Source organism: Limnochorda sp., assembly GCF_047459355.1.
GTDB lineage: Bacteria > Bacillota > Limnochordia > Limnochordales > Limnochordaceae > Limnochorda.
In genome coordinates this window covers 15,618-42,257 of sequence record NZ_VSCV01000009.1, presented here as the reverse complement: position 1 = coordinate 42,257, position 26,640 = coordinate 15,618, and the positions used below count along the sequence as shown (strand labels likewise).

General features: G+C 71.4%; 19 protein-coding genes and 2 pseudogenes. 4 read left to right on the top strand and 17 right to left on the bottom strand.

All coding sequences use genetic code 11. The features are described from left to right. Positions 1-228: 228 nt before the first annotated feature. The 9 genes and pseudogenes from FWJ67_RS05200 to ligA all read right to left on the bottom strand — a co-directional run. Positions 229-1,116: pseudogene (locus tag FWJ67_RS05200) on the bottom strand (RNA polymerase sigma factor RpoD/SigA); the annotation flags it as partial. A 13-nt stretch (positions 1,117-1,129) separates the two neighbouring features. After that, positions 1,130-1,645, bottom strand: a complete 516-nt coding sequence (locus FWJ67_RS05195) for a Fur family transcriptional regulator (protein ID WP_304171293.1) — start codon at positions 1,643-1,645, stop codon at positions 1,130-1,132. A 178-nt stretch (positions 1,646-1,823) separates the two neighbouring features. Next, positions 1,824-2,318, bottom strand: coding sequence for a Fur family transcriptional regulator (locus FWJ67_RS05190; RefSeq protein ID WP_304171291.1), 495 nt, complete (start codon positions 2,316-2,318; stop codon positions 1,824-1,826). A 13-nt stretch (positions 2,319-2,331) separates the two neighbouring features. After that, positions 2,332-3,168, bottom strand: coding sequence for a prolipoprotein diacylglyceryl transferase (locus FWJ67_RS05185; RefSeq protein WP_304171289.1), 837 nt, complete (start codon positions 3,166-3,168; stop codon positions 2,332-2,334). Next, a complete protein-coding gene (locus FWJ67_RS05180; protein WP_414482613.1) occupies positions 3,165-4,148 on the bottom strand; it encodes a DMT family transporter in 984 nt (327 codons plus the stop codon). Before FWJ67_RS05180 ends, FWJ67_RS05185 begins: the two co-directional genes overlap by 4 nt. Positions 4,149-4,150: 2 nt before the next feature. Then, positions 4,151-5,632 (bottom strand): Asp-tRNA(Asn)/Glu-tRNA(Gln) amidotransferase subunit GatB, encoded by a 1,482-nt coding sequence (gene gatB / locus FWJ67_RS05175; protein WP_304171285.1) that lies wholly within the window; start codon positions 5,630-5,632, stop codon positions 4,151-4,153. Next, complete coding sequence (gene gatA / locus FWJ67_RS05170) at positions 5,625-7,136, bottom strand: Asp-tRNA(Asn)/Glu-tRNA(Gln) amidotransferase subunit GatA (RefSeq protein WP_304171283.1); 1,512 nt, start codon at positions 7,134-7,136, stop codon at positions 5,625-5,627. Before gatA ends, gatB begins: the two co-directional genes overlap by 8 nt. Continuing rightward, entirely contained in the window at positions 7,136-7,441 is a 306-nt protein-coding gene (gatC, locus tag FWJ67_RS05165) for an Asp-tRNA(Asn)/Glu-tRNA(Gln) amidotransferase subunit GatC (RefSeq protein WP_414482137.1), read from the bottom strand. Before gatC ends, gatA begins: the two co-directional genes overlap by 1 nt. Then, a complete protein-coding gene (gene ligA, locus FWJ67_RS05160) occupies positions 7,438-9,489 on the bottom strand; it encodes an NAD-dependent DNA ligase LigA (protein ID WP_414482138.1) in 2,052 nt (683 codons plus the stop codon). Before ligA ends, gatC begins: the two co-directional genes overlap by 4 nt. A gap of 125 nt (positions 9,490-9,614) precedes the next feature. On the opposite strand from ligA, the gene FWJ67_RS05155 reads away from it, so the two are divergent. Next, positions 9,615-10,787 (top strand): D-alanyl-D-alanine carboxypeptidase family protein, encoded by a 1,173-nt coding sequence (locus FWJ67_RS05155; protein WP_414482612.1) that lies wholly within the window; start codon positions 9,615-9,617, stop codon positions 10,785-10,787. Positions 10,788-10,789: 2 nt separating this feature from the next. Here the strand turns inward: FWJ67_RS05155 and pcrA are convergent, their stop codons facing one another. Then, the gene (pcrA, locus tag FWJ67_RS05150) at positions 10,790-12,985 is read right to left on the bottom strand and encodes a DNA helicase PcrA (RefSeq protein WP_304171275.1); all 2,196 of its coding nucleotides are present in this window, start codon (positions 12,983-12,985) and stop codon (positions 10,790-10,792) included. Positions 12,986-13,045: 60 nt separating this feature from the next. Further along, on the bottom strand, positions 13,046-14,230 hold the full coding sequence (locus tag FWJ67_RS05145) for an HD-GYP domain-containing protein (RefSeq protein WP_414482139.1): 1,185 nt from the start codon (positions 14,228-14,230) through the stop codon (positions 13,046-13,048). A gap of 204 nt (positions 14,231-14,434) precedes the next feature. Here FWJ67_RS05145 and FWJ67_RS05140 point away from each other — a divergent pair, with 204 nt between their 5' ends. From FWJ67_RS05140 to FWJ67_RS05130, 3 genes are all read left to right on the top strand, one after another. Then, positions 14,435-15,610, top strand: coding sequence for a glycerate kinase (locus FWJ67_RS05140; protein ID WP_304171271.1), 1,176 nt, complete (start codon positions 14,435-14,437; stop codon positions 15,608-15,610). Positions 15,611-15,636: 26 nt separating this feature from the next. After that, a complete protein-coding gene (locus FWJ67_RS05135) occupies positions 15,637-16,977 on the top strand; it encodes a GntP family permease (protein ID WP_414482140.1) in 1,341 nt (446 codons plus the stop codon). 215 nt (positions 16,978-17,192) lie between these two features. After that, positions 17,193-20,279: a TolB family protein gene (locus FWJ67_RS05130; protein ID WP_414482611.1), complete on the top strand. Its 3,087-nt coding sequence runs from the start codon at positions 17,193-17,195 to the stop codon at positions 20,277-20,279. Here the strand turns inward: FWJ67_RS05130 and hisF are convergent. The 6 genes and pseudogenes from hisF to hisZ form a co-directional block, all read right to left on the bottom strand. After that, a complete protein-coding gene (hisF, locus tag FWJ67_RS05125; RefSeq protein ID WP_414482142.1) occupies positions 20,227-21,777 on the bottom strand; it encodes an imidazole glycerol phosphate synthase subunit HisF in 1,551 nt (516 codons plus the stop codon). The genes FWJ67_RS05130 and hisF overlap by 53 nt on opposite strands. Further along, the gene (locus FWJ67_RS05120; protein WP_304171263.1) at positions 21,767-22,507 is read right to left on the bottom strand and encodes a HisA/HisF-related TIM barrel protein; all 741 of its coding nucleotides are present in this window, start codon (positions 22,505-22,507) and stop codon (positions 21,767-21,769) included. Before FWJ67_RS05120 ends, hisF begins: the two co-directional genes overlap by 11 nt. A 98-nt stretch (positions 22,508-22,605) precedes the next feature. Next, positions 22,606-23,211 (bottom strand): annotated as a pseudogene (hisB, locus tag FWJ67_RS05115) (imidazoleglycerol-phosphate dehydratase HisB); the annotation flags it as partial. Then, positions 23,208-24,608: a histidinol dehydrogenase gene (gene hisD / locus FWJ67_RS05110; protein WP_304171259.1), complete on the bottom strand. Its 1,401-nt coding sequence runs from the start codon at positions 24,606-24,608 to the stop codon at positions 23,208-23,210. The pseudogene hisB and the gene hisD, both read right to left, overlap by 4 nt. After that, on the bottom strand, positions 24,605-25,294 hold the full coding sequence (gene hisG / locus FWJ67_RS05105; protein WP_304171257.1) for an ATP phosphoribosyltransferase: 690 nt from the start codon (positions 25,292-25,294) through the stop codon (positions 24,605-24,607). The genes hisD and hisG overlap by 4 nt, the downstream gene beginning before the upstream one ends. Then, positions 25,278-26,621, bottom strand: a complete 1,344-nt coding sequence (gene hisZ, locus FWJ67_RS05100; RefSeq protein WP_414482143.1) for an ATP phosphoribosyltransferase regulatory subunit — start codon at positions 26,619-26,621, stop codon at positions 25,278-25,280. Before hisZ ends, hisG begins: the two co-directional genes overlap by 17 nt. Positions 26,622-26,640: the final 19 nt, after the last annotated feature.

Genomic DNA, 26,640 nt, shown 5'->3' with positions numbered 1-26,640 from the left:
CTGGCCCTCGGGGGCGCCGCGCTGCAGGGTCCAACCCGCTCCCGTCTACTAAGCTTCTGGCACGTGCACATTCTACCATATTGTCGAACAAAGACAAGCGAGGAGTCCCCGCGCCGGTCTGCCCTCAGGCCCTCGCCGGGAGGGAGGTGGGTTGGGCTGAAGACGGCGGGCCAGGAGCCCGGGGGGCGAGGCCTCGGGCCCCGCCTCCCCGCGCCGCCGGGTCCAGTCTCAGGTGAGGTACGCTTCCAGCTGGTGAGCGAGGCCTTCCCGCCGCAGCTTGCGCAGGGCCTGAGCCTGGATCTGGCGGACCCGTTCCTTGGAGACGTCGATCTCCCGGCCTACCTCGGCCAGGGTCATGGGCTGGCCCCCGTCCAGGCCGAACCGGCGCCGGAGGACCTGGAGCTCCTTCTCGTTGAGGATGGAGAGCAGCTCGTTCAGCTCCTCCTGGAGGCTGCTCTGGGGCACCTGCTCATCGGGGTTGGCCGCGTCCTCATCCTCGATGATGTCGCCCAGGCTGAACCCGTCCTCGTTGATGGGGTTCTCCAGGGAGAGGGGCTCATAGGTGGCCTGGCGCACCTGGCGGATCTGCTCCACATCCATCTCCAGGGCTTCGGCTAGCTCGTAGTCCGTCGGCTCCCGGCCCTCCTCCCGGAGGTAGGTCTCCCGCAGGCTGAGGATCTTGCGGACCACATCAAACTTGTTCACGGGCAGGCGGATCCCTGAGGACTGGTCCAGAACCGCCCGCCGGATCCGCTGGGTGATCCACCAGGTGGCGTAGGTGCTGAACCGGTTGCCCCGGCGCCAGTCGAACTTCTCGACAGCCCGGATCAACCCCAGGTTCCCCTCCTGGATCAGGTCCAGGAGCGGAACTCCCCGATGGGCGTACCGCTTGGCAATGCTCACCACCAGCCGGAGGTTGGCCTCGATCAGCCGGCGGCGGGCGTCCTCATCCCCCTGCTCGGCCGCCTTGGCCAGCTCCACCTCCTCCTCCGGCGTGAGGAGCGGGACCTGGCCCATGTCGGTCAGGTAGGTCTGGAGCAGGTCTTCGCCCACCGACAGCTCCTCGGCGGCTCCTCGGGAGGAGCGGGCCTCCCGGGCTACGGACGGCTCCTCGGCAACGGCACGCATCTCAACCCACCTCCTGCGGGCGATGCTCCTCCAGAGGCCTGGAGGGCTCAGCTTCGTGGTGTGCTTGATCGTCGGCGGCAGGATCGGCTCGGTTCACCCTCTGGCAGGAGGGGCAGATCCCGTACACCTCATGGCGCTCCCGGAGAACCTGGAAGCCGGCCTTCTCCCGGGCCACCTGGGCCACCCGCTCCAAGCCCTCCACCGGCAGGTCCAGGATCCGCCGGCACTGGAGGCAGACCATGTTGAGGTGGAGGTCGGGCTGGCCATCGTACCGGGTCACCTCACCGCCGAAGGCCAGCTCGCCCACCAGTCCCAGCTCCACCAGCAAGTCCAAGGTCTTGTAGACGGTCGCGGGACTCATGGTCGGGTAGCGATCCTGAAGGGCCCGGTAGATCTCCTCCGCGCTGGGGTGCTCATCGGTGGTGACCAAGTACTCGTAGATCCCCACCCGCTGGGGCGTCACCCGGTAGCCCCGCGCCGCCAGCAGCTCCCGGAATGCTTGGACTCGGTGGTTCATGGGATCTCACACCTATAAATATTGGTTATCTATAGCGATTGTACCCAGGGCCCACGCGACCGTCAAGCGCTCGCCGGTGAAACCCGAGTAGATCGGTTGGTTTTCTCTACGAATAAATCTACCATGGGTCTTAGGGGTCGTCAACCCACGGCTGGAAAAAGGCGAGAAGGCAGGCGGGTCACGCCGGGCCGGAGGCTTCCCGGTCCGATCGGGGACGGTCCCCGTCGCCGTCCGACGGTTTCTGGCAGTTGGGACAGAGGCCGAAGAGGAGGAGGGAGTGGTCCACCACCCGGAAGCCCGTCTCCCGCTCCACCGCCCGTTCCACCCGGTCGAGGAGGTCCTGTTCGAACTCGAGAATCTGGCCGCACTCCAGGCAGATGAGGTGGTGGTGGTAGTGGCCCGCGCCTTCGGGGTGGAACTCGTACCGGGCCACCCCCTCGCCGGCGTCCAGCCGGCGGACCACGCCCAGGCGGGCGAAGAGGTCAAGGGTGCGGTAGACGGTGGCCAGGCCCAGCTCCGGCGCGCGGTTGCGGGCCTCCAAGTAGACTTCTTCGGCGGTGAGGTGGGTGTCGGCGTGATCCAGAAGCACCCGGAGCACCGTCTCCCGCTGGGGGGTCAACCGTTGGTCCTGCTGGGCCAGCCGCTCCCGGACGTACTCGATGGGGTCGCTCATCTGTCGGCCCCCTTTACAGCGCCCCGAGGCGCAGGTAGAAACCCCCGACCAGCATCAGAAGGCCCAAGCCCCACCAAAAGACTTCCAGAAGTTGGGGCTTGCCCCTGGTAGCGTACCGCACATCCCCCTCCCAGGGCAAGTCGTCTCCCTGGAGGCGCCCCCGGAGCCAGAGGAGCCCCAGACCTACGGCCAGAAGGGCCCCCCACTGGTCGTACCCCAACCTCCAGAACCGCTCCCCTTCCCGCAGAAAGCCGGCCCCGAACCGGATGAGCCCGTCACCCACCAGCCAGAAGAGGAACTGCTCCCCGTCGAACCGGATCCGGCGGCGGCGCCGCCACAGGAACACAAAGAGAAGGTAGAGAGCCACCAGCCAGTAGACCTGGAGGGGGTGGACCTGCACCCCCGCCGGTGAGGTGACGCTCCAGGGCAGCCCCGTCCGGCGCCCGAAGAGATCGGAGCCCACCAGGGCCACCGCGCTGCCTAAGGCCACTCCGGGGGCCAGGGCATCCAGCAGGCGGTAGAAGGCGCCCCGTTCCCGCTGCCAGACCCAGGCCAGGAGGAGCAGCGCGGGAACAGCCCCGTAGAAGGTGAGGCCCCCATCCTGCAAGAGGAGGATCTCCCAGGGGAAGGTCCGGTAGTACTGGCGGTTGAGCAGGACGAAACCGGCCCGGGCCCCCACCAGGCCGACAACGATGCCCACCGCCAGGAAGTCCCCCATCCGCTCGGCCGGGATCCCCCGCCGCCGGCCCTCCCGGATGGCGACCAGCGCCGCCAGCAGGAAGCCCAGCGCCAGGGTGAGGCCGAAGGTGTAGACGGGCAGGGGCCCAATCTGGACCAGAACCTCGCTCACCGTCCATCCCTCCCGCGGGCCCGGCGGGCCTGCCCTCGGATGGGCAGGGTGGAGCCCGCCCTGCGCTCCCGGGGGGCCCCCTCCGCCTGGGGTGCCCGCCCGCCCAGCTCGGTCAAGAGGAGCCCCGCCAGGACCAGAACCCCGCCCAGCAGACCCGCCTCCGTCATCCGCTCACCCAGGAAGAGCCAGGCCAACAGGGCCCCAAAGAGGGGCTCGGTGCCCAGGATGATGCCCACCCGGGTGGGATCGGTCCGGTGCTGGTAGCGGATCTGAACCCAGAGGGCGACCGCGGTGGCCGGGACGGCCAGGTAGGCCAGGCCCAGCCAGAGACGGGGCGGGTGGCGGAGGGGCAGCCCCTCGAAGGCGATGGCCGCGGGCAGGCTGAGGAGCGCCACGGTGGCCAGCTCCACCCCGGCGAGGAGGAGCGGGTCGTGCTGGGCGCCCCACCGGTCCACGAGGAGGATCTGGAGGGCGAAGGCCGCCGCGCCCAGGAGCACCAGGAGGTCCCCCGGGGCCGGCAGCCACCCCTCGCCGCCGGGCAGGCTGAGGCAGGCCAGCCCTCCGGTGGCCACCGCCACCCCCGCCCAGACGGCCGGGGCCGGCCGCCGGTGGAAGAAGAGGGCGCCCAGCAAAGGGACGAAGACCACGCCCAAGGCGGTGAGGAAGGCCGCCTTGGAGGCGGTGGTGAGCCGCAGGCCCGCGGTCTGGAAGAAGTACCCGGCCCAGAGGCTCACGCCCAAGAGGAGGCCGTGCCGGAGCAGGCTCCGGAAGGCAGGACGGTCCAGCCGGCCTCCCCGGGTCCAGGCGGGCAGCAGGAGGAGGATGGCCGCCGCGGTGAAGCGCAGGGTGAGGAGGGTGTGGGGTGGCACCTGGCCGACCAGGGCCTTGATGACCGGGAAGGTCCCGCCCCAGACCGCGGCCACCCCCAGGAGCAGGAGCTCCGCCTGCCACGAGGAGGGGCCAGCCCGCCGGACCACCATCCCTACCCTCCGACCCCGAGCCGCTCGTGCAAGAGCTCCCGCACCTGCTGGGGGTTGGCCTTCCCCTGGCTGAGGCGCATCACCTGGCCCATGAGGAAGCCGATGGCCTTGGTCTGCCCGGCCCGGATGTCCTCGACGGGCTTGGGGTTCTCGGCGATCACCCGGTCGACGAGGGCTTCCAGCTCGCTCCGGTCGCTGATCTGCTCCAGGCCCCGCTCAGCCACGATCTCCCGGGCGCCCCGCCCCGAGGCGACCATCTCCTCCAGGACCGACTTGGCCGCCGCTTGGTTGATCACCCCTTGCCGCAGGAGGCCCAAGAGCTCCGCCAGCCCTTGGACCGAAACGGGGAGCTCCACCACCTCGCCCCCCTCGGTCTTGGCCCAGCGGAGGACCTCGCCCATCACCCAGTTGCTGGCCAGCTTGGCGTCACCCACCTCCTGGGCAACCGCCTCGAAGAAGTCGGCCACCAGCCGGGAGCTGGTGAGCACCGAGGCGTCGTACTCGGGCAGGCCGTAGCTGGCGACGAACCGCTCCCGCCGGGCGGCGGGGAGCTCGGGCAGTTCGGCCCGCCAGCCCTCGATTCGCTCCTGGGTGAGGACCAGGGGGACCAGGTCGGGCTCGGTGAAGTACCGGTAGTCGTCGGCCTCCTCCTTGGCCCGCATGGCCACCGTCACCTGCCGGGCTTCATCCCAGGCCCGGGTCTCAGGCCGAACCGCCTCCCCGCTGCGGATCACCTCCGCCTGGCGCTGGGCCTCGTAGGTGAGGGCCCGGACCACCGCCCGGAAGGAGTTCATGTTCTTCACTTCCGTCTTGGTCCCCAGCGCCGTTGAACCCTTGGGGCGGAGGGAGATGTTGGCGTCGCAACGGAGGGAGCCCTCTTCCATGCGCACGTCGGAGACGCCGATGTACCGCAGGATGGTCCGGAGCTCCTCCAGGAAGAGGCGGGCCTCCTCGGGACTCCGCAGGTCAGGGGCGGTGACGATCTCGATGAGGGGGATGCCCGCCCGGTTGTAGTCCACATGAGTCGCTTCCGAGCCGATGATGCTGTCCCCCGAGTGGACCAGCTTGCCCGCCTCCTCCTCCAGGTGGACCCGGACGATGCCGATCCTGCGGAGCCCCTCGGGTGTCGTGATGGTAACCGCCCCGTTCCGGCAGAGGGGCCGCTCGTGCTGGGAGATTTGATACGCCTTGGGCAGGTCCGGGTAGAAGTAGTTCTTCCGGGCGAAGAGGCTCCGCTCGGTGATCTGGCAGCCCAGGGCGAGCCCCGCCTTCACCGCGTACTCCACCGCCCGCGCGTTCAAGACGGGGAGGGTCCCCGGCAAGCCCAGGCAGACGGGGCAGACCTGGGTGTTGGGGGGCGCCCCGAAGGTGGTGGCGCAGCCGCAGAAGAGCTTGGACTGGGTGGCCAGCTCCACGTGGACTTCCAGGCCGATGACCGCCTCCAGATCCCCCAGATCCAACATCTCCAGCTGAGCCTCAGCCATGGATGGTCACCTCCCCTGCGCCGGTCCCCAGGTGGGCCAGAGGCGGCACCGCCGCCCGGCAGCCTGCCACCTGCTCGAAGGCGTAGGCCGCCCGCAAGAGCCCCGCCTCATCCAGATAGCGGCCGATAAGCTGGAGGCCCACCGGCAGCCCGCCGGCGTCCTGACCGCAGGGCAGGGAGATGGCCGGCAGGCCCGCCAGGTTGACGGGCACCGTGCACAGGTCGCTCTGGTACATGCGCATGGGACGTTCCAGCCGCTCCCCGAGGCGGAAGGCGGTGGTGGGCGTGGTGGGCGTCGCCAGCACGTCCACCTGCTCGAACGCCCGTTCGAAGTCCTGGCGGATCAGGGTCCGGACCTTGAGGGCCTGGAGGTAGTACGTCTGGTAGGCGCCGGCCGAAAGCACGTAGGTGCCCAAAAGGATCCGCCGCTTCACCTCGAGGCCCAGGCCCTCCCCCCGGGTGGCCAGGAACATCTCAGTCACGTCCTTGGCCGGCCGGCCGTCGGGCTGGGCCCGGAACCCGTACCGGACCCCGTCGTAGCGGCCCAGGTTGGAACTGGCCTCTGCCGGGGCGAGAACCAAGTAGCAGGCCAGGGCGTGCTCCACCGTGGGGAGGGAGAGCTCCACCACCTCGGCCCCCGCTTCGGCCATCCGGTCCACCGCCTGGCGGACCGCCTGCCGCACCGCCGGGTCGATCTGATCCCCGAAGAACTGGACGGGCAGGCCGATCCGCAGGCCCCGGGGCTCAGCCTGGAGTGCCTTCCGGTAGGCGGGCACCGGCGCGTCCACCGAGGTGGAGTCGGCCAGATCGTGGCCGGCAAGCACCTCCAGGAGGTGGGCCGCGTCGGTCACGTCCCGGGTGAGGATCCCCACCTGGTCCAAAGAGGACGCGAAGGGGATGAGCCCGTACCGGGAGACACGCCCGTAGCTGGGCTTCAGGCCCACCACCCCGCAGAAGGCCGCGGGCTGGCGGATGCTGCCCCCCGTGTCGCTCCCCAGGGCCCAGGGCACCTGGCCAGCCGCCACCGCCGCGGCCGAGCCGCCGCTGGAGCCCCCGGGCACCCGCTCCCGGTCCCAGGGGTTCCGGGTGGGGCCGAAGGCCGACGCCTCGGTGGAGGCGCCCATAGCAAACTCATCCAGGTTGGTCTTCCCCACCAAGGGCAGGCCTGCCTCATGGAGCCGGGCCACCGCGGTGGCGCTGTAGGGCGGCCGGAAGTTCTCCAGCGCCCGGGAGCCGGCGGTGGTGGGCACCCCTTCGGTACAGAGGTTGTCCTTCACCGCCACGGGGATCCCCGCCAGGGGGTGGACGGGCTCCCCCTGGGCCCGGCGCCGGTCCACCTCCCGGGCCGTCGCCAGGGCCTGCTCAGGGGTCCGGGCGAGGAAGGCGTGCACATGGGGCTCCAGCCGCTCCATCCGGTCCAAGTAGGCTTGGGTCACCTCTTCAGCCGAGATCTCCCGCCGCTCGAGCCGCTCCGCCAGTTCGTGGGCATGCTGCAGGATCTCCATCACGACTCCTCCAGAATCCGGGGAACTCGGAAGAACCCATCGCGGGTCTCGGGGGCGTTGGCCAGCACCTGCCCCTGGGGCAAGGAGGGCCGGACCGTATCGGGCCGGAGCACGCTCTCCTGAGGCACCAGGTGGGTGGTGGGCTCCACGCCCTCGGTAAGCACCTCCCGCAACCGGTCAAAGGCCTCCAGGATCAGGGAGAGATCCCGCTGGAGGTGCTCCTTCTCCTCATCGGTCAGCCCCAGGTGGGCGAGCCTTGCCACCCGCTCCACATCTTCCCGGGTCAGCCGAAGTTCCTGGCTCATCTCGGGGTCACCTCGCTCCCAACCTGGCGCTGGGCCTCCTCCACCATGGCCCGGAAGGTGGCCTCATCCACCACGGGCCGGCCCAACTGCCGCGCTTTCTCCAACTTGGAACCGGGATCGGTGCCCACCACCACGTAATCGGTCTTCCGGCTGACCGATCCCACCACCTGCCCGCCCAGGCTCTCAATGAGCTTGGTCGCCTCCGCCCGGGTCCAGCCCTCCAGGGTGCCGGTCAGGACGAAGGTCCACCCCTGCCAGGGCAAGGGGGTCCCCTCCCGGGCCTGGGAGGCCGCGGTCATCACCACGCCGGCGGCCGCCAGCCGATCCACCAGGCGCCGGTTCTGCTCCTCGCCGAACCACTGGAGGATGGCCTCGGCCATCTTCTCCCCCACGTCCTCGACGGCCAGAAGCTCCTCCCGGGTGGCCTGGCGGAGCCGCTCCATGCTCCCGAAGTGCTGGGCCAGGGTCTGCGCGGCCCGCTGCCCCACCAGGCGGATCCCCAGGGCGAAGAGGAGCCGCTCCAACCCCCGTCCCTTGCTCCGCTCAATGGCAGCCACCAGGTTGGCCGCCGACTTGGCCCCCATCCGCTCCAGCTGGGCCAGCTCCTCGGCTCGGAGTTGGTAGAGGTCGGCCGCGTCCTTCACCCAGCCCCGCTCCACCAGCTGCCGGATCACCGCCGGGCCGAGACCGTCGATGTCCATGGCGTTCCGGGAGCCGAAGTGGATCAGCCCCTCCACCAGCTGGGCGGGGCAGGCGGAGCCCATGCAGCGGGCGATGGCCTCCCCCGGGGGCCGGTAAACCTTGGCGCCGCAGACGGGGCAGTGGTCGGGCATCTGGAAGAGGCGCTCCTCCCCCGTCCGCCGCTCGGGCAAGACCCGGACCAGCTCGGGGATCACGTCGCCCGCCTTCTGGATGACGACCATGTCACCAATACGGATATCCTTCTCCCGGATGTAGTCCTCGTTGTGGAGGGTGGCCCGGGAGACGGTGGAGCCCGCCACCCGCACCGGCTCCAGCACCGCGTAGGGGGTCACCGCCCCGGTGCGGCCCACGTTGACCCGAATGTCCAGGAGGCGGGTGACGGCCTGCTCCGCCGGGAACTTGTAGGCGATGGCCCACCGGGGCGCATGGGAGGTGGCTCCCAGCTGGGCCTGCTCGTCCAGCCGGTCCACCTTGATGACGATGCCGTCCGTCTCGTAATCCAGCTGGTGGCGGAGGTCGGTCCACTGGGTGATGGTCTCCACCACCTCGTCCAGGGTGGCACACCGCCGCACGTGGGGGTTGGTCCGGAGGCCCAGCTCCCGCAGGAGCTGAAGGCTCTCCCACTGGGTGGCCGGCCGGGGCGCCCCTTCCACGTCCGCCACCGTGTAGGTGAAGATGCTCAAGGGCCGCCGGGCGGTGATGCTGGGATCCAGCTGGCGGACCGAGCCGGCCGCGGCGTTGCGGGGGTTGGCGAAGAGGGGCTCGCCCGTTGCCTCCCGCTCCTGGTTGAGCTGTTCGAAGGCGGAGCGGACCATGTAGACCTCGCCCCGCACCTCCAGGTTGACGGGCCGGCGGAGCCGCAGGGGGATGGCCCGGATGGTCTTGAGGTTGGCCGTCACATCCTCCCCCGTGCGCCCGTCGCCCCGGGTGGCCCCCCGGACCAGGAGGCCCTCCCGGTAGGTGAGGGCGACGGCCAGGCCGTCGATCTTCAGCTCCACCACGTACCCGCTGGGCTTGTGGCCCAACATCCGGGTGATGCGGGCCTCCCAGGCGGCCAAATCTTCGGTGTCAAAGGCGTTGTCCAGGGAGAGGAGCGGGATCCGGTGCTCCACCGGGGTGAACCCTGCCGCGGGCGGCGCCCCCACCCGCTGGGTGGGCGAGTCGGGCGTGACCCACTCGGGGTACTGGGCCTCCAGCTCCCGCAGCTCCTCCATGAGCTGGTCGTACTCCGCGTCGGTGATCTCCGGATCGTCGAGGACGTAGTAGCGGTAGTTGTGATGCTCGATCAGGCGGCGCAGCTCCTCCAGCCGCTGGCGGGCGGCGTCGCGAGCGGTGTGGGTGGTCACGGCCGTCACCTCCGCAGTCACCCAGATTCCCTGCCGGGCCCACCCTTCCTGCCGTTGCCAGGTCTGAGCCTCTGGTCTCCATCATAGCTTTGCGGTGGTCCGGCCTGGAAGGGGAGGCACGCTCCGTGGTCATCACCCGGCGCCAGCTCCTGCGCTCTGCCCTGGCCGTCCTGGTGGCGGCGCCCACCGTGGCGGCGGCCCGCCGCCTCCTGGGGGGCAGCCGGCCCGCCTGGGTGCCCGCCGCGCCGCCGCCGGAGGTGGTCTACTGGCCCGGCGCCCGGGAGGAAGGCCCGCGGCTGGGCGCCCGGGCCGCCATCCTCCTGGAGGTTTCCACCGGAACCATCCTCTATGCCCGGAACGAGCACCAGCGACGGGCGCCCGCCAGCACCACCAAGATCGTCACCGCGCTCCTGGCGGTGGAGCGGGGCGGCCTGGACGAGCCGGTCCAGGTGAGCCCCCAGGCGGCCGGCACCCGGGGGTCCAGCGCCCACCTCCGGGCGGGCCAGACCCTCTCCCTGCTGGACCTGCTCCACGCCATGATGCTCCCCTCGGGGAACGACGCGGCCGTCGCGGTGGCGGAACACCTGGCCGGGTCCGTCCCCGCCTTCGCCCGGCTGATGAACCAGCGGGTTCGAGAGCTCGGCGCCCGCAACAGCCTCTTCCAGAACCCCCACGGGCTGGACGCGGCCGGCCACTACAGCACCGCCTACGATCTGGCGCTCATCACCCGGACGGCCATGACCTACCCGGTCTTCGCCCAGATCGTCCGCACCCGGGAGCACCGGACGGAAGGGGGCCACTGGAGCAACACCAACCGTCTCCTCTGGAGCTACGAGGGGACGGTGGGCGTCAAGACGGGGACCACCAGCGACGCCGGCCATTGCCTGGTGAGCGCCGCCAACCGGGACGGCTTGGAGCTGTTGAGCGTCGTCCTGGCCAGCCCCGACCGCTGGTCCGAGTCCACCCGGCTGCTCGAGTGGGGCTTCACCACCTTCCGGCGCCTGGAGCTGGCCCAAGCTCACGAGCCGTTGGTGGAGGCGGCGGCGCCCGGCACCGACGAGCCCATCCCCCTGGCCTCGCCCCAGCCCGTCCAGATCCTGGTCCGGCACGACCAAGTCCACGACGTCCACCTGCGGATCCGGCTGGCCCCCGTCACCCTGCCGGTCCGCCGCTTCGAGCCCCTGGGCCAGGTGGACCTGCTCCTGGGAGACCAGCTGGTCCGGACCCTCCCCCTGGAGGCGGCCGCCTCGGTGGGGCGGCCTGCCTGGTGGCGGCGGTTCCTGGGCCTGGGGGCGTGAGCTTATCCCGCCGGCTCCAGCGGGGCCAGGGAGCGGATGAAGGTCCGGATCCCCTGGTCGGGGAAGGCGACGGTCACCTTCTCGTCCCGGCCCGAGGGCTCCACCCGGACCACCGTCCCCACGCCGAAGTGCTTGTGGCGCACCCGCTGCCCCGGCCGGAAGCCCCCCGGCAGACCTTGGGCCGGCTCAGCCTCCGCCGTCTCGGAGGCGTCCCCCGCCCCCTCGTCCAGCAGGCCCCGGACCCCCACAAAGGTGAGGTCTTTTCGCAGGTGCTCGGGGATCTCTTCAATGAAGCGGCTCATGGCGTTGAGGTTGGTGGAGCCGTAGAGGGTCCGCTGCCGGGCGCAGGTGAGGAAAAGGAGCTCTTCCGCCCGGGTCATGCCCACGTAGGCCAGCCGCCGCTCCTCCTCAATCTCGCCCGGCTCCCAGACGGCCCGGCTGTGGGGAAAGACCCCCTCCTCCATCCCCACCAGGAAGACCACGGGGAACTCCAGCCCTTTGGCGGCATGGAGGGTCATCATGGTGATCTTGCCCGTCTCCTCGTCGTAGGCGTCTGCGTCGGAGACGAGGGCCACCTGCTCCAGGAAGGCGGCCAACTGGCCGGGCTGGCCGCCCGTCTGGTCGTCGAATTGTTGGGTGACGGTGAGGAACTCCTGGACGTTTTGGAGGCGGCTCTCCCCGTCGGGGCCCGGCTCCGCCTGGAGCTCGGCCAGGTACCCCGACTCGTGGAGGACTCGCTCCACCAGCTCGGTCACCGTCAGCTGCGCCGCCTTCTCCCGGAGCCCCTCCATCAGGGCGTAGAACTCGGCCAGCCGGCGGCGGTACTGGACCGAAAGACCTTCCACCCGCCCGGCGTGTCCCATCGCGGCGTAGAGGCTGAGAGGTCGGCCCGTCTCGTCGAGCTGCTGGCGCGCGTAGGCCTCCACCTTGGCCAGGGTGGCCGGGCCGATCCCCCGCCGGGGCACGTTGAGGATCCGCTCCAGGCTCACCCGGTCCCGGGGGTTGGCCAGCACCCGCAGGTAGGCCAACAGGTCTTTGATCTCTTTCCGGTCGTAAAAGCGCAAGCCCGCGACGATCTGGTAGGGCAGCCCCCGCCGGACGAACTCCTCCTCGAAGGCCCGGGACTGGGCGTGGGTCCGGTAGAGAAGGGTGAAGTCGCCGTAGCTCCGCCCCTGCCGGTGGAGGAGCTCGATGACGTTGGCGACGAAGGCCGCCTCCTGCCGTTCGTCCACCGCCTGGTAGACGTAGACGGGATCCCCCTTGGGCCCGTCCGTCCAGAGCCGCTTGGGCGGCCGGCCCGGGTTGTTGGCGATGACGTGGTTGGCCGCCTCCAGGATGTGGCCTGTGGAGCGGTAGTTCTGCTCCATCAGGACCACATGGGCATCGGGATAATCCCGCTCGAAGTCAAGGATGTTCCGGATGTCCGCCCCCCGCCAGCCGTAGATGGACTGGTCCGCGTCGCCCACCACGCACAGGTTCCGGTGGGCGGCGGCCAGCCGGTTGATCAAGAGGTACTGAGCGTGGTTGGTATCCTGGTACTCATCCACCAAGATGTGCTGGAAGCGGTTCTGGTACTTCTTGAGGACCTCGGGCGCTTCGGCCAGCATGCGGTTGGCCTGGATCAAGAGGTCGTCGAAGTCCAGGGCGTTGGCCTCGGCCAGGCCCTCCTGGTAGAGCCGGTAGACCCGGGCCACGGTCCGCTCCCAGGCGTCCACCGCCCGGTCGGCATAGGCCTCGGGCGAGATGAGCTCGTTCTTGGCCGTGCTGATGGCGGCCAGGATGGAGCGGGGTTCGTACCGCTTGGGGTCGATGTTCAGCTCCTTCATCACCCGGCGGACCAAACTCAACTGGTCGGAGCCATCGAAGATGGAGAAATCGGGCCGCAGCCCGATGCTCGGCCCGGACTGGCGGAGCATCCGGACGCAGGTGGCGTGGAAGGTGCCAATCCATGCCTGCTCGGCCTTGGGTCCGATGAGCCGCTCGATCCGCTGGCGCATCTCGGCGGCCGCCTTGTTGGTGAAGGTCACGGCCAGAATGGCATGGGCCGGCACGCCCCTGGCCTCAATCAAGTAGGCAATCCGGTAGGTGAGGACCCGGGTCTTCCCCGACCCGGCCCCGGCGATGACCAAGAGGGGGCCATCGCCATGCTCCACCGCCTCCCGCTGCCGCGGGTTCAACCCTTCGAGCCAATCGGTCACCGTCACGCCTCCTGGCAAGTCCCGGCACGGGTTCCATTATAGACGGCCCCCAGCGGGATGTCACGCGTCCCGGGGCCCCTCCGGCGAGGACCCCAGGGAGCGCGGTTCTGCCGAGGGTCCAGACCGATCGGCCGGGCCGAAGGGCCGGGCCTCGTCCCGCGACCCCGGCAGGAGCCTGCCTCCGGGCGGCTCCTCCTCGGCCAGGCCCACGATCCGTCGGGCCAGGTCGGTCTTCAGGTTTACCTCCTCCCCGGTCGCCAGCTGGACCACCGGACGGGCGGGGACCCCGTCGTTCAGCCGGACCACCCGGCCCACCTGGCCGGTATTGAGGCGGACCCGGCTGCCCACCGGGTAGGGGGCCACCCGGGCCAGGAAGGTGCGGACCACTGTGGGATCGAAGCTGCGGCCCGCCTCCGCCTCGATGTAGCCCAACACCTGGTGGACAGGCCGGGCTGGCCGGTAGACCCGGTCGGTGGTGAGCGCGTCGAAGACGTCCACCACCGCCACCACCCGGGCCCACAGGTGAATCTTCTCCCCGGTCAGACCCCGGGGGTAGCCGCTTCCGTCCCACCGCTCATGGTGCTGGTAGGCCACATGGGCCGCCCGCCGGTCGAAGGCGGGGTTGCGGCGCAGGATGTCAAAACCGTACACTGTGTGGCGCTGAATCTCTTGGAACTCCCCCGGGCTGAGCTGGGTGGGCTTGTTCCACAAGGCGTCGGCGATCCGCACCTTCCCCACATCGTGGAGGAGGGCCCCCAAGCAGAGGCCCACCAGCGACCGGTGATCCAGCCCCAGATGGATACCCATGAAGGAGGCGGTCACCGCCACCCCCACCGAGTGGCTGAAGAGGTACCCCTCCACCGCCCGGATGTCGGCCAGTTGGAGGATCACATCCCTGTTGGCCAGGACCTCATCCACAATCTGCCTGACCACCAGGCTGAGGCGCCGGCCCTCCTGGACCGGGTTGACCAGGCCCGCCTTGAGCCGGGTCATGTACTGCTGGACCGCCTGGTACGCCTGCCCGCGGGTCCGCTCCGAAACCACCTCGGTGGCCTCCGCCACCACCTTGGGGTCCACGTCGCCCGGCTCCCGGACGTAGAGGGTGCTGATCCCCAACTCCTCCAGCCGGTGCAAGACCCGGGCGGTGAGGACCACCCCCGGCGCCAAAAGCGTCCGCCCCTCGGCGGAGACGGGCCGGGCCAGGACCATCCCTGGCCGGGCATGCTTGACCAGGAGCCACCTCACCCGCGCTGCCTCCCCACCAGCCACCCTCGCGTGCCGCTTCTGAGACTGTTGCGAATGCCAAGAGCCTTCCGTCCGATCACGGCCGCTTTAGAGTTCCCATTCGTACGCATACTTCCGAGTCCCTGCCGCAATTCTAATAGGAAGGTCATCGGGCGACGAAGTTCGAAAGTGTTATCGGCACTGGATGAGACTGGGGGTAGGGGCATGCGAGTCGTCATCGCGCCCGATTCGTTCAAAGGCAGCCTAAGTGCGGTGGAGGTGGCGGAAGCCTTGGCCCGGGGGGTCCGCCGGGCCTGGCCCGCGGCCCAGGTGGAGCTCCTGCCCGTCGCCGACGGGGGCGAGGGCTGGGTGGAGACTCTGGTGCGGGCCACCGGCGGCCGCTTGGTGACCCGCCAGGTGACGGGCCCCCTGGGCGAGCCGGTGGAGGCCCAGTACGGCCTCTTCCAGCAGGACGGTGAGGAAGTGGCCGTCATCGAGATGGCGGCCGCCTCGGGGCTCACCCTGGTGCCGCCGGACCGGCGGGATCCCCGGGTGACCACCACCCGGGGGACGGGCGAGCTGATCCGGGATGCCCTGGATCAGGGAGCCCGGCGCTTGCTGGTGGGCATCGGCGGGAGCGCCACCAACGACGGAGGAGCGGGCATGGCCCAAGCCCTGGGGGTCCGCTTTCTGGATGAGGCGGGGGCCGAGCTGCCCCCCGGCGGGGCGGCGCTGGCCCGTCTGGCCCGGGTCGACCTGAGCGGCCTCGACCCCCGCCTGGCCCAGACCGAGGTGGTGGTCGCCTGCGATGTGGACAACCCCCTCACAGGCGAGCGGGGCGCCGCGGCGGTCTACGGCCCCCAGAAGGGGGCCACCCCCGAGATGGTCCAGGAGCTGGACGCGGCCTTGGCCCACTTCGCCGACGTGGTGGAAGGGGTGATCGGCCGCTCCTTCCGGGAGCTGCCCGGGGCGGGCGCGGCCGGTGGCTTGGGCTTCGGCCTCATGGCCTTCGCCGGGGCCCGCCTGCAGCGGGGCATCGAGCTGGCTCTCGAGACCCTCCAGGCCGACCGGCACTTCGCCTGGGCCTCCCTGGTCATCACGGGCGAGGGCCGGATCGACCGCCAGACCCTCCACGGCAAGGTCCCCTTCGGGGTGGCCCGGCGGGCGGCCGCCTTCGGCGTCCCCGTGGTGGCCGTGGCCGGGTGTGTGGGCAGCCTCACCCCGGAGGAGCTGGACGCCCTCCGGGCCGCGGGCTTGGCGGCCATCATTCCCGTGGTGGAGAGCCCCTGCACCCTGGACGAGGCGATGAATCCCGACGAGACCCGGAAGCGTCTGGAACGGACTGGTGAGCGCTTGGCCCGGCTCGTTGGCATCGGGCTGGCTTTGAAGGCTCAAGGATAACCTACCCACCAAGGGAGGTGCGGCCTGTGGTTCAAGGCGGTTGGTTACTGGTCATCCTCCTGGCGGCCATCGTCTTCATCATCTGGGGGACCGCCAAGCTTCGGCTTCATGCGTTCCTCGTCCTCTTGCTGGCCGCCTACGGCGTCGGGTTGGTGGCCGGGTTGCCGGCCAACGATGTGATCGGAGCCATCACGTCCGGCTTCGGCGGCACCTTGAGCAGCATCGGCATCGTCATCGCCGCGGGGACCATCATCGGCTTCATCCTGGAGCGGAACGGCGGCGCCCGGGTGATGGCCGACGCGGTGCTCAAGGTGCTGGGTGAGGCCCGCTCCGCGCTGGCCATGGCGGTCACCGGCGCGGTGGTCTCCATCCCCGTCTTCTGCGACTCGGGCTTCGTCATTCTCTCGCCCCTGAACCGGTCCCTCGCCGCCCGGTCGGGCAAGTCCATGGCCCTCTACGCGGTGGCCCTCAGCATGGGGCTCTACGCCACCCACGTCTTCGTCCCGCCCACGCCGGGCCCCATCGCGGCCGCGGGCACCCTGGGCGCCGACCTGGGCCTGGTCATCCTCCTGGGCCTGGTGGTCTCCATTCCGGTGGTGGCGGCGACCTACTGGTACGCCACCGTGATGGGGCGGCGGATCCAGATCGATCCCCCCGCGGCGACGGCCGGCGAGGGGTCGGAGGCGCCGGAGCGGCGGCCCTCTGTCGCGGCCTCCTTCGCCCCCATCCTGGTCCCCGTCATCCTCATCGCCCTCAAGTCCGTCGCCGACTACCCCACCCGGCCTTTGGGGACGGGCTTCGTCGCCGACTTCTTCAGCTTCCTGGGCAATCCGGTGACGGCCCTGCTGCTCGGCGTCTTCCTGGCCTTCTGGGCCACGGCCCGGTGGGATGAGACGGTCATCCGGGACTGGGTGGAGACGGGCTTGAGGAGTGCGGGGAACATCATCCTGATCACCGGCGCGGGTGGCGCCTTGGGGAAGGTCCTCCAGACAACGCCCATCGCCGATTACCTGGGAACGAGCCTGGCTGCCTTCAACCTGGGCATCTTCCTCCCCTTCCTCATCGCCGCCGCCCTGAAGACGGCCCAGGGCTCGTCGACGGTGGCCATCATCACCACCTCGGCCATCGTCTCGCCGCTTCTCCCCGCTCTGGGGCTGGGCGGAGGGCTGGGGCCCGTCCTGGCGGTGCTCGCCATCGGCGCCGGCTCCATGACCGTCTCCCACGCCAACGACTCCTACTTCTGGGTTGTCTCCCAGTTCTCGGGGATGAACGTGGCGCAAGCCTACCGGCTCCAGACGGTGGCCAGCGGCATCGCCGGCGTGGTGGGGATCCTCTCCGTCTGGATTCTCAGCCTCATCCTCCTCTGACCGCTCGCTTGAGGCCTCAACGGTTCGTCCGGTGAGGCTCCCGGGCCGGCGACGGGCTCACCCGTCGCCGGCCCTTTTGTGTCCTGAAACCTCCGGGGCGGCCAGAAGCCGCCGTTCTGCGGGTTTCCAGCGCCTCGCCCGTGGGGGCAGGAGGAAAAAGGGGAACCCTCCGCCATGGGGAAAGAGAGGCACAAAACGGCAGAGGAGGATCCCCCGTGGGCCCGTTGCGCCCGTCCATCCCGCCCCAACCTGTCGAGTCTGGCCGTCGCGAAGCTTTCGCCGCCCGGGCGCCTCGGGCGGTGGCACTCCTCTTGGCGATCGTGCTCACCGCTGTCCTGGCACCAGGGGGGGCCGGCGCCGCCCGCCGCTTCACCCTGGAGACGGAGCACTTCCTCGTCCACTTTGATGGCGGGTATGAGGCGCTGGCCCACGAGGTGGCCCGCATCGCCGAGGAGGTCCACCGGGAGCTGGCGCCCCGGGTCGGCCACGTGCCGTCGGAGAAGACCCACCTGGTCCTGGCCGACACCACCGACCTGGCCAACGGCACGGCCGACCCCCTCCTCTACCCCAAGATCACCCTCTTCCCTGCGTCGCCCACGTTCTTCAGCCCCTATGGGTCGGGGATCAGCCCCCGCATGCGCGAGTGGCTCCGCCTGGTCATCCTCCACGAGTACGCCCACGTGCTCCACCTGGACATGAACGACGGCCCAGGGCGGGTGATGGCCCTCCTCTTCGGGCGGGTCCCCATCCTCACCAACCCCATGATGCTGCAGAGCTTCGCCTTCATCGAGGGGTTCGCCACCTACCAGGAGACGGTGGCCGATCTGGGCGGCCGGGGCCACGATCCCTACTACCACATGTTCCTGCGGGCCATGGTCTTGGAGGACGATCTCCTCCGGCTGGACCAGATCTTGGGCCATTACCCCTTGGAGCGGTGGAAGCCGGGCGGGATCGTCTACCTGTACGGCTACAGTTTGTGGGCGTTCATGGCGAGCCGCTCCGGCGAGGAGGCCTTGGAGGCCTTCAACCGGGCTTTCGCCCGGACCACGTCCTTGGACCAGGCCTTCCAGGAGGCCCTCGGAACCACTCCGGAGGCCTTCTACCAAGAGTGGCAGGCTCACCTGCGGCGGGTGTACGAGCCGGAGATCGAACGGCTCCGGGCTGAAGGCCTCACCCCCACCCAGCCCCTCGGGGGGCAGGGGTATGTGCCCGAGTCGCCCGTCGCCTCCCCCGACGGACGGCGTCTGGCCTACGTCACCGTCCACGGGCCTGTGGCGCCGGCCCTCCGGCTGATGGCGTGGGACGGGGAGACCGTGCGGGATCGGCAGCTGGTGGCGGGGCTCCTCATGGGCCCCATCGCCTGGTCGCCCGACGGGCAGAGCCTCTACTACGCCAAGGTGGAGGCGGATGGCGGCCGAACCTTCACCGACCTCTACGCCTACCATCTGGCCACCGGCCGGGAGGAGCGGCTCACCCGGGGCCTGCGGGCCTTCGGCCCCGCCCCCTCCCCTGACGGCCGGCGGTTGGTCTTCTCCAGCCGGGAGGGGCCCACCACCCGGCTCCTGGAGGTGGACCTGGCCGGCCCCTGGCCGGTGGAGCCCGACAGTTCCCGGCTCCGGGAGCTCCTCCCGGCCCGCGGGGAGCGCCAGGTGCTGGCTTTCGGCTGGTTCCCCGGAGGTGACGGCATCCTGGTGGCCAGCCACGAGCCCGGCGGGGGCATGGACCTCCTCCGCCTGGACCGGGCCACGGGCCGCCTGGAGCCCCTGGTGGTGGGGAGCCGGGCCCGGGGCGGCCCCGGGGTGGTCCACCAGAACGCCCAGTTCACCCCCGACGGGCGCTGGATCCTCTTCGACTCGGACCAGACGGGGATCCCCACCCTCTACGCCTACGAGCTGGCGTCCGGCCAGATCGTCCAGGTCGCCCGCACCCTTACAGGTCTCTTCGACCCCACCGTGATCCAGACCGACGAGGGGCCCCGGCTGGTGGCCATGGAGTACACGGCCAGGGGCTACCGCCTCAGCCTCCTGCCCTTCTCGCCGGCCCTCTGGACGCGGGTGGACCCGCCGGTCACGGCCCGGGATCCGGCGGAGGTGCCCGGCGTCGCTGCCCCACTCCTGGACCCTGACGAGCCGGACCCGGCAGCCCCGGTGGCCCCCAAGCCCCAGGGTGGGTCCCCAAGTCCCGGGCAGGGGGTTGGGTCGTCCAGCGCCGTCCGCCCCTACCGCCCCTGGGACTCTCTGCGGCCCCGGTTCGCCTTGCCCTTGATCCTCGAGGATGAGGCAGGCCCGGTGGTGGGCGCCCTCACCCTGGGCTACGATGCCTACCGGGAGCGGGTCTACGCCCTGACCGGCGGCTTGGGCCTGGTCAGCGGGCGCCCCTGGGTCGCCTTCGAGTACCAGGGGCCCCTCTTCGGCCACCCTCAGGCCACCTGGGCCCTGGGGGTCCGGCAAGAGACCCTCTTGGAAGACGGGAAGAAGGCCGGCCGGCTGGAGCGGGAGCTTCAGCTGGGCCTGGCCTACACCTGGCCGGGGGTGCTGGCGGCCACCTCGGTGGCAGCCACCGCCAAGCTCTGGGACGATGAGCCCGTCGGGGATGGATCGGGCCTGGCCGGGCCCGGCCAGGCGGTCACCCTGGGGGTGGGCCGGGAACAGGCTTGGCCGGTGGATGGACGCTCCTTCACCCTGGCCAGCGGCCTCTCCCTCACGGGCTTCCGGGAAGGCGCCGATGGGAGCCGGCAGGGCGTGGTCGCCACCTGGCGGGAACAGGCCGCTTTCAGCTGGAACCTGGGCCGGCAGCGGCTGGTGCTGGACGGGGTGGTGGGAACGGCCAGCCTGGAGGAGGCCCTGGCCGTCGGGGATCCTACGGCCTCCCGGGCCGTGGATCGAAGCCTCTGGACCCTCCAGGCCCACGGGCCCACCCTGACAGGGCGCCACGCCCTCCGGGTCACCCTCGGCCTGGAGAGCCAGCTGTACCGGTTCAGCCGGGGGGTGGGCACCTGGCCCCTCTTCTTCGACGACCTGGGCGGGCGGCTCTACCTGGAGGGAGGAGCCGTCTGGAGCGACACCGAGGCTGCCCTCCAAAGGCGTTGGGGAGCGGGCGCCGAGCTCACCCTGACCACGTACCTGGGGTACGCCACCCCCCTGACCCTGGGGGTGGGCGTGGCCTCCTCCATCGAGCCCGCCGGCAGCCCCACCCTCTACCTACGGGTGGACCTGACCGATCCCGTGGGCGCTGGAGCAGGCGGGAGGCTCAGCGGGGCCGGGGCGGCCGCGGTGGCCGGTCTGGGCCGTGGCGGCGGGTAAGCTCCGCCTCCACCTGTTCCAGGCCCACCCCCCGCTCCACCATGAGGACGGCCAGGTGGTAGAGGAGGTCGCCGATCTCGCCCACCAGCCCGTCCCGGTCGCCGTTCTTGGCGGCGACCACCACCTCCGTCGCCTCCTCGCCCACCTTCTTCAGGATCTTGTCCAGGCCTTGCTCGAAGAGGTAGGTGGTGTAGGAGCCGGGGCGGGGCCGGGCCTGGCGGTCCCGGACCACCTCCAGAAGCCGCGGCAGGGTGACGGGCCCGGAAGCCAAGGGGCCTTCGGCCGCGCCCCGAGCCCCGTCGGGAGTTCCGACGCCAGCCGTCCCTGGGTCCCCAGCCCCCCTGGCCTCCTCGGGACCGGCCTCCCCCTCTTGCGCTGGGGTCGGGAGGGGCTGGTGGAAGCAGCTCCACGCCCCGGTGTGGCAGGCGCCGGTGCCCTCCTGGGCCACCCGGACCAGAAGGGCGTCCCGGTCGCAATCGGCCCGCACCTCCACCACCCGCTGGCGGTTGCCTGAGGTCGCCCCCTTGGGCCAGAGCTCCTGGCGGGAGCGGCTCCAAAACCAGGTGGTGCCCGTGGCCAGGGTCTTCTGGAGGGCTTCCCGGTTCATGTAGGCCAGCATCAAGACCGCCTGGTCCTCGCCAGCCGACTGGACCACCACCGGGATCAACCCGTCGGGCCCGAAGCGGAGCCCGCCGGCCAACCCTTCCTCCGTTGAAGGGATCCCGTGACGAACGGGCACCCCCGCCTGGGCCAGGTACGCCTTGGCCTCGGCCACCGTGTGCCGTCCGTCGTGGAAGATGGAGGCGGCCAGGACCCCGTCCGCCTCCCCCTCTTGAAGGGCCGCCCGGAGGTGCTCCAAGGTCCCCGCCCCACCCGAGGCAATGACAGGGATCCGGACCGCCCGGGCCACCGCCCGGGTCAGCTCCAGGTCGTAGCCGGCCTGGGTCCCGTCGGCATCCATGCTGGTGAGGAGGATCTCGCCCGCGCCCAGCGCCTCCACCACCCGGGCCCAGGCGACGGGCTCCAGCCCCGCAGCCTCCCGTCCCCCGTGGGTGACCACTTCCCACCGGGGCGTCCCGTCCCGATCCCCGCCGGCCACCCGCCGGGCGTCAATGGCGACGACGATCCGGGCGCTGCCGAAGCGCTCAGCCGCCTCCCGGACCAGAACCGGCTGGGCCACCGCCGCGGTGTTGAGGACCACCTTGTCGGCGCCCGCCTGGAGCACCGCCTCGATGGCCTCCAAGCTGCTGATGCCGCCGCCCACGGTGAAGGGGATGGAGAGCTTCTGAGCCACCGCCCGGACCCAGTCGAGGCGGGTGGCCCGGCCCTCCGGGGTGGCGGAGATGTCGAGGAAGACCAGCTCGTCCGCGCCCGCCTGGTCGTAGCGCAGGGCGAGCTCCACCGGGTCCCCGGCATCCCGCAGGTTGGCGAAGTGGACCCCCTTCATCACTCGGCCGCCCGCCACATCGAGGCAGGGGATGACCCGCTTAACCCGCACCGGCCACCACCTCCAGGGCCTCCTCCAAGGTCAAGCAGCCCTCGTAAAGCGCCCGCCCCACAATGACACCGGTGAGGCCCATAGGTTCGAGGGCTTTCAGCTGGCGGAGGTGCTCCAACCGGCCCACCCCACCCGCCGCCACAACAGGCAGCCCCAAACCCAAAAACGGCCTCAAGGTCTCCAGATCGGGCCCGGCCAGGGTCCCATCCCGCCCCACCGCGGTCACCACCAGGCCCCCGGCCCCCGCCTCGCGCGCCCAGCGGGCGATGGCCAGGCCGTCCTGCTCCCCCTCCTCCTCCCAGCCGGCCACCGCCAGCCGGCCCTCCCGCAGGTCGAGGGAGACCCACGCCCGGCCGCCCAGGGCCTCAAGGATCCGGGCCGCCCTTTCGGGCGCCCGGACCACCACCGTCCCCAAGATGACCCGCTCCACCCCCAGGGCCAGGGCCGCCTGGGCCGCCTCCAGGCTCCGGATGCCCCCGCCCAGCTGGACGGGCACCGCCACCGCCTGGCAGACCCGGGCGACCGCCTGGCCGTTGGGCGTGGCGCCGGGAGCCGCGCCTGAGCGGGCGCCGTCCAGGTCCACCAGGTGGAGGCGCTGGGCCCCCGCGGCCACCCACTGGCGGGCCGCCTCCACCGGGTCCAGGGGGTAGCGGTGCTCCTGGTGGAACGCCCCCTGGACCAGCCGGACCACCCGGCCCTCCCGCAGGTCGATGGCGGGGATCAGCTCCACGGGCCCCCACCCCCCGCCCCGGGATGGGACTCCGGTGCCGGTTGGGAACCAGCGGCTGGGGCCGGGCCTGGAAGGCCACCCGCCTCCTCGTCGTCCACCAGGCGCCCCTTGGTGGAGGGCACCCCTTCCACCCGAGGGTCCAAGCCTGTCGCCTGGTCCAAGGCCCGGGCGACGGCCTTGAAGGCCGCCTCCACCACGTGGTGGTCGTTCTCCCCCTCCAGCTGGTGGATGTGGAGGGCGAAGCCGCCCCGGGTGGCCAGGGCCCGGAAGAACTCGGGCACCAGCTGGGTCTCCATGGTCCCCAGCCGGGGCCCCTGCAAGGCCAGGCGGCAGACCAGGTACGGCCGGCCCGACAGGTCCACCACCGCCCGGACCAGGGCCTCATCCATGGGGATGGTCGCCTCGCCGAACCGCCGGATCCCCCGGCCCTCCCCCACGGCCCGGCGGAAGGCCTCCCCAAGGCAGAGGCCCACATCCTCCACGGTGTGGTGCGCGTCCACGTGGAGGTCCCCCTGGGCCTCCACCGTCAGGTCAAAGAGCCCGTGCCGGGCGAAGCTCTCCAGCATGTGGTCGAAGAAGCCCACCCCGGTGGTGACGGCCGCCTTACCCTTGCCGTCCAGGTTGAGGACCACCCGGATCTGGGTCTCCCGGGTCGCCCGCTGGTAGGCCGCCTGGCGGGCCGGCTCCCGCCCGGTCTCCCTCATCCTTCCGCCTCCTTTTCCTGGGCCTCGCCCGCCACCCCCTGGGCCTCCAGGCGGAGGGCCACTGCCCGGGCGTGAGCCTCCAGCCCCTCGGCCCGGGCCAGCTGGACCACCGGGGGCCCATCCCGCCGGAGGGCCTCCCGGGTGTAGGCCACCAGGCTGGTCCGCTTGAGGAAGGTCTGGACGCTCAGGCCCGAGCTGAACCGGGCCGCGCCGTTGGTGGGCAGGATATGGTCCGGCCCCGCCAGGTAGTCGCCTAGGGGCTCGCTCGACCAGTGGCCTAGGAAGATGGCCCCCGCCGACTCCACCATCCCCACCCAGCGCCAGGGGTCGGCAACGGCCAGCTCCAGGTGCTCGGGCGCGAGGCGCCCCGCCCAGGTGACGGCCTCCTCCAGGTCCCGGCAGAGGAGGGCCTTCCCCCAGCGCTGGAGGGCCTCCCGGGCCACCGCCCCGTTGGGGGCGGGGAGTTCCGCCAGCTGCCGGCGAAGGGCGCCCTCCACCGCCTCCAGGAGGGGCGCACTGGGGGTGATGAGAACCGCGGAGGCCTGGGGATCGTGCTCCGCCTGGGCAAGAAGATCGGCGGCCACCCAGTGGGGGTTGGCCCCGTCGTCGGCCACCACCAGCACCTCGCTGGGACCGGGGAGCCCGTCGATGCCCACCTGGCCGAAGACCTCCCGCTTGGCCAGGGTGACGAAGAGGTTGCCCGGCCCCACGATCAGCTCCACCGGCTCCAGCACCCCGGGCAGGCCATAGGCCAGCGCGCCCACCCCTTGGGCCCCGCCTGCCCGGAGGATCTGGGTGACCCCCGCTTCCGCAGCCGCGGCCAGGATGGCCGGGTGGATGCTCCCGTCGGGCCGGGGCGGGGTGGCGACGATGATCTCCTCCACCCCCGCCACCCGGGCGGGGACCGCCCCCATGAGGAGGCTGGAGAAAAGAGGCGCCCGGCCACCCGGCACGTAGAGCCCCGCCCGCCGGACAGGCCGGACCTGCTGGCCCAAGAGGAGCCCCGTCTCATCCACCTGGTGCCAGGAGCGGGCCACCGGCTCGGCCCGGTGGAAGGCCTCGATCCGTTCCTTGGCCAGCCTGATGCGGGCGAGCAGGGCCGGGGAGACCTGGCGCCGGGCCGCCTCCAGCTCGTCCGGCGAGACCCATACGGCCTCAGGCCCCAGCCGGGCCCCGTCCAACCGCTCCGTCCAGCGGAGGAGGGCGGGCAGCCCTTCGTCTCGCACCTCATCCAGGATGGCCCGGACCCCCTCCTGGGTGGTGACCGCCCGGCCGAACAGCTCCTCCCCGCCGGGCAGGGGCTGGCGGGCCAGCGCCTCCAAAGGCGGCCGCCGGAGGGCGGCCACCAGGCGATCCCAAGACGTGTTCCAGCTCTCCCACCGTTCCAAAAGGCTCACGGCTGCTCCCCTCCTCCGCGGGCGGCCGCCTCGATCCGGGCCAGCCAGGGGGCCAGCTCCGCCTCCCGCAGCCGGAGGCGGACCGGATTGGCGATGAGTCGGGCGGTGCTCTCGGCCACCTGGGCGATCACCCGGAGCCGGTTGGCCTCCAGGGTCCGGCCCGTCTGGGTCAGGTCCAGGATGGCATCGGCCAGCCCCATGGCCGGCGCCAGCTCGATGGATCCTTTCAGGGTAATCAGTTCAACAGCCAAACCCTGTTCCTCGAAAAACTGGGCCGCGATGCGGGGGTACTTGGTGGCCACCCGGGAGTGGAAGTCCAGCTCGTCGATCTCCGTGATGGCCGATCCTTCCGGGACGGCCACCACCAACCGGCAGGCGCCGAAGCCCAGGTCGGCCACCTCGGCCACCGCCGGCTCCTGCTCCAGGAGGACGTCTTTCCCCACCAGCCCCAGGTCCGCGGCGCCGTACTCCACGTAGGTGGGCACGTCCGCGGGGCGGACCAGGAGGTAGACCCAGCCGTCCTTCTCCACCCGGAGTTGCCGGCCCGGGTCGTCCGGCGCGGGCAAGCCCGCCTGGGCGAGGAGGGGCGCCGCCTCCTCCAGGAGGCGACCCTTGGGCAGGGCGAGGGTGATGGGCCGGCCCCTGGGCGCCGGGCCCGGCGCTGGGGGTTCAGCGCGCCCGTCCACCGGCGGTCACCCCCTCCTCCCGGGCTCGGAGCACCTCGGCCACCCACTCGGCCACGGGTTTCACCCTCGAGCCAGCCTCGTCATCCAGCGGCTCCACGCGGACCATGCCCCGCTCACCCTCCAGGAAGCGGGCCCAGAGCCGCACCCGCCTCTGGCGGGCGTAGCCTCGCTGGGCCACCTCGTCCCGGCGGGAGACCTCGACTTCGACGGGACAGCCCCCCTCCCGGAGCCGGGCGGCCGCCGCCAGCGCCTCCTCCCGCCGGGCGGGGTCAAAGGTGATGAAGAGGGGGCCTGCGGCGGGGGGCAGGCCCCAGACACCCTGGCGCTCCAGCGCCAGCAGGAGCCGCTCCAACCCGACGGCAAAACCGGTGGCGGGCAAGGGCCGGCCGAACCGGGCCACCAGGTCGTCGTACCGCCCCCCGGTCACCAAGAGGTAGCCCACATCCTCCACCAGGCCCTCCAGCACCATGCCCGTGTAGTAGCTCACATCCCGGACCAGGGCCAGATCAAGCTTGACGTGCGCCCCCACGCCGTGGGCCCGCGAGAGCTGCCAGATCTCCTCCAGGTTGGCCAGGGCGGCCTGGGCCTGGGGCGTCCGGGCCAGTTCCCGGGCCCGGTCCAGCACCTCGCCTCCGCCCCGGAGGGAGGGGAGCCGGAGGAGCCCCTCCCGCAGACCGTCGGGCAGGGGGGCGGAGGTGACGAGCCGTTGGTAGGCGACGTAATCCCGGAGCTGCAGGGTCCGCCGGAGGAGCCGTTCCATCTCCGGGCCCAGGCCCAGCCCTTCCAGCACTCCCTGGACGAAGCCCACGTGGCCAATCTCCAGGCGGAAGTTCCGGAGCCCCAGCCCCTCCAGCAGGCGGCTGGCCAAGGCCACCACCTCCGCGTCGGCCTCGGGGTAGGGGCTGCCGATCAGCTCCACCCCCGCCTGGCGGAACTCCCGGCTCCGGCCAGCTTGGGGTTCTTCGTAGCGGAAGACGTTCTCGGCGTAACAGAGGCGCAGAGGCAAGGGCGCCCGCCGCAGCCGTCCGGCCACCAGGCGGGCGATGGGTGTGGTCATGTCCGGTCGCAGGGCGAGCCCGTTCCCTTCCCGGTCGGAGAAGCGGAAGAGGCGCTGGTGCCAGCCCGACAGGTCGTCCTGGGGAGCCGCCCGGAGCAGCGCTTCCTCAAATTCATAGGAAGGGGTCCGGACCGGCTGGTAGCCCCAGAGGCTGAAGACCTCGAGGAGCCGTTCTTCCAGGGCCTTCAGCTCCCGGAGCTCGCCGGGAAGGAGGTCGCGCACGCCCCGGGGCATGCGCGGGCGATTGAAGGATGGGGCCTCCGTGCTCACCAGTTGCTCCCACTCGATC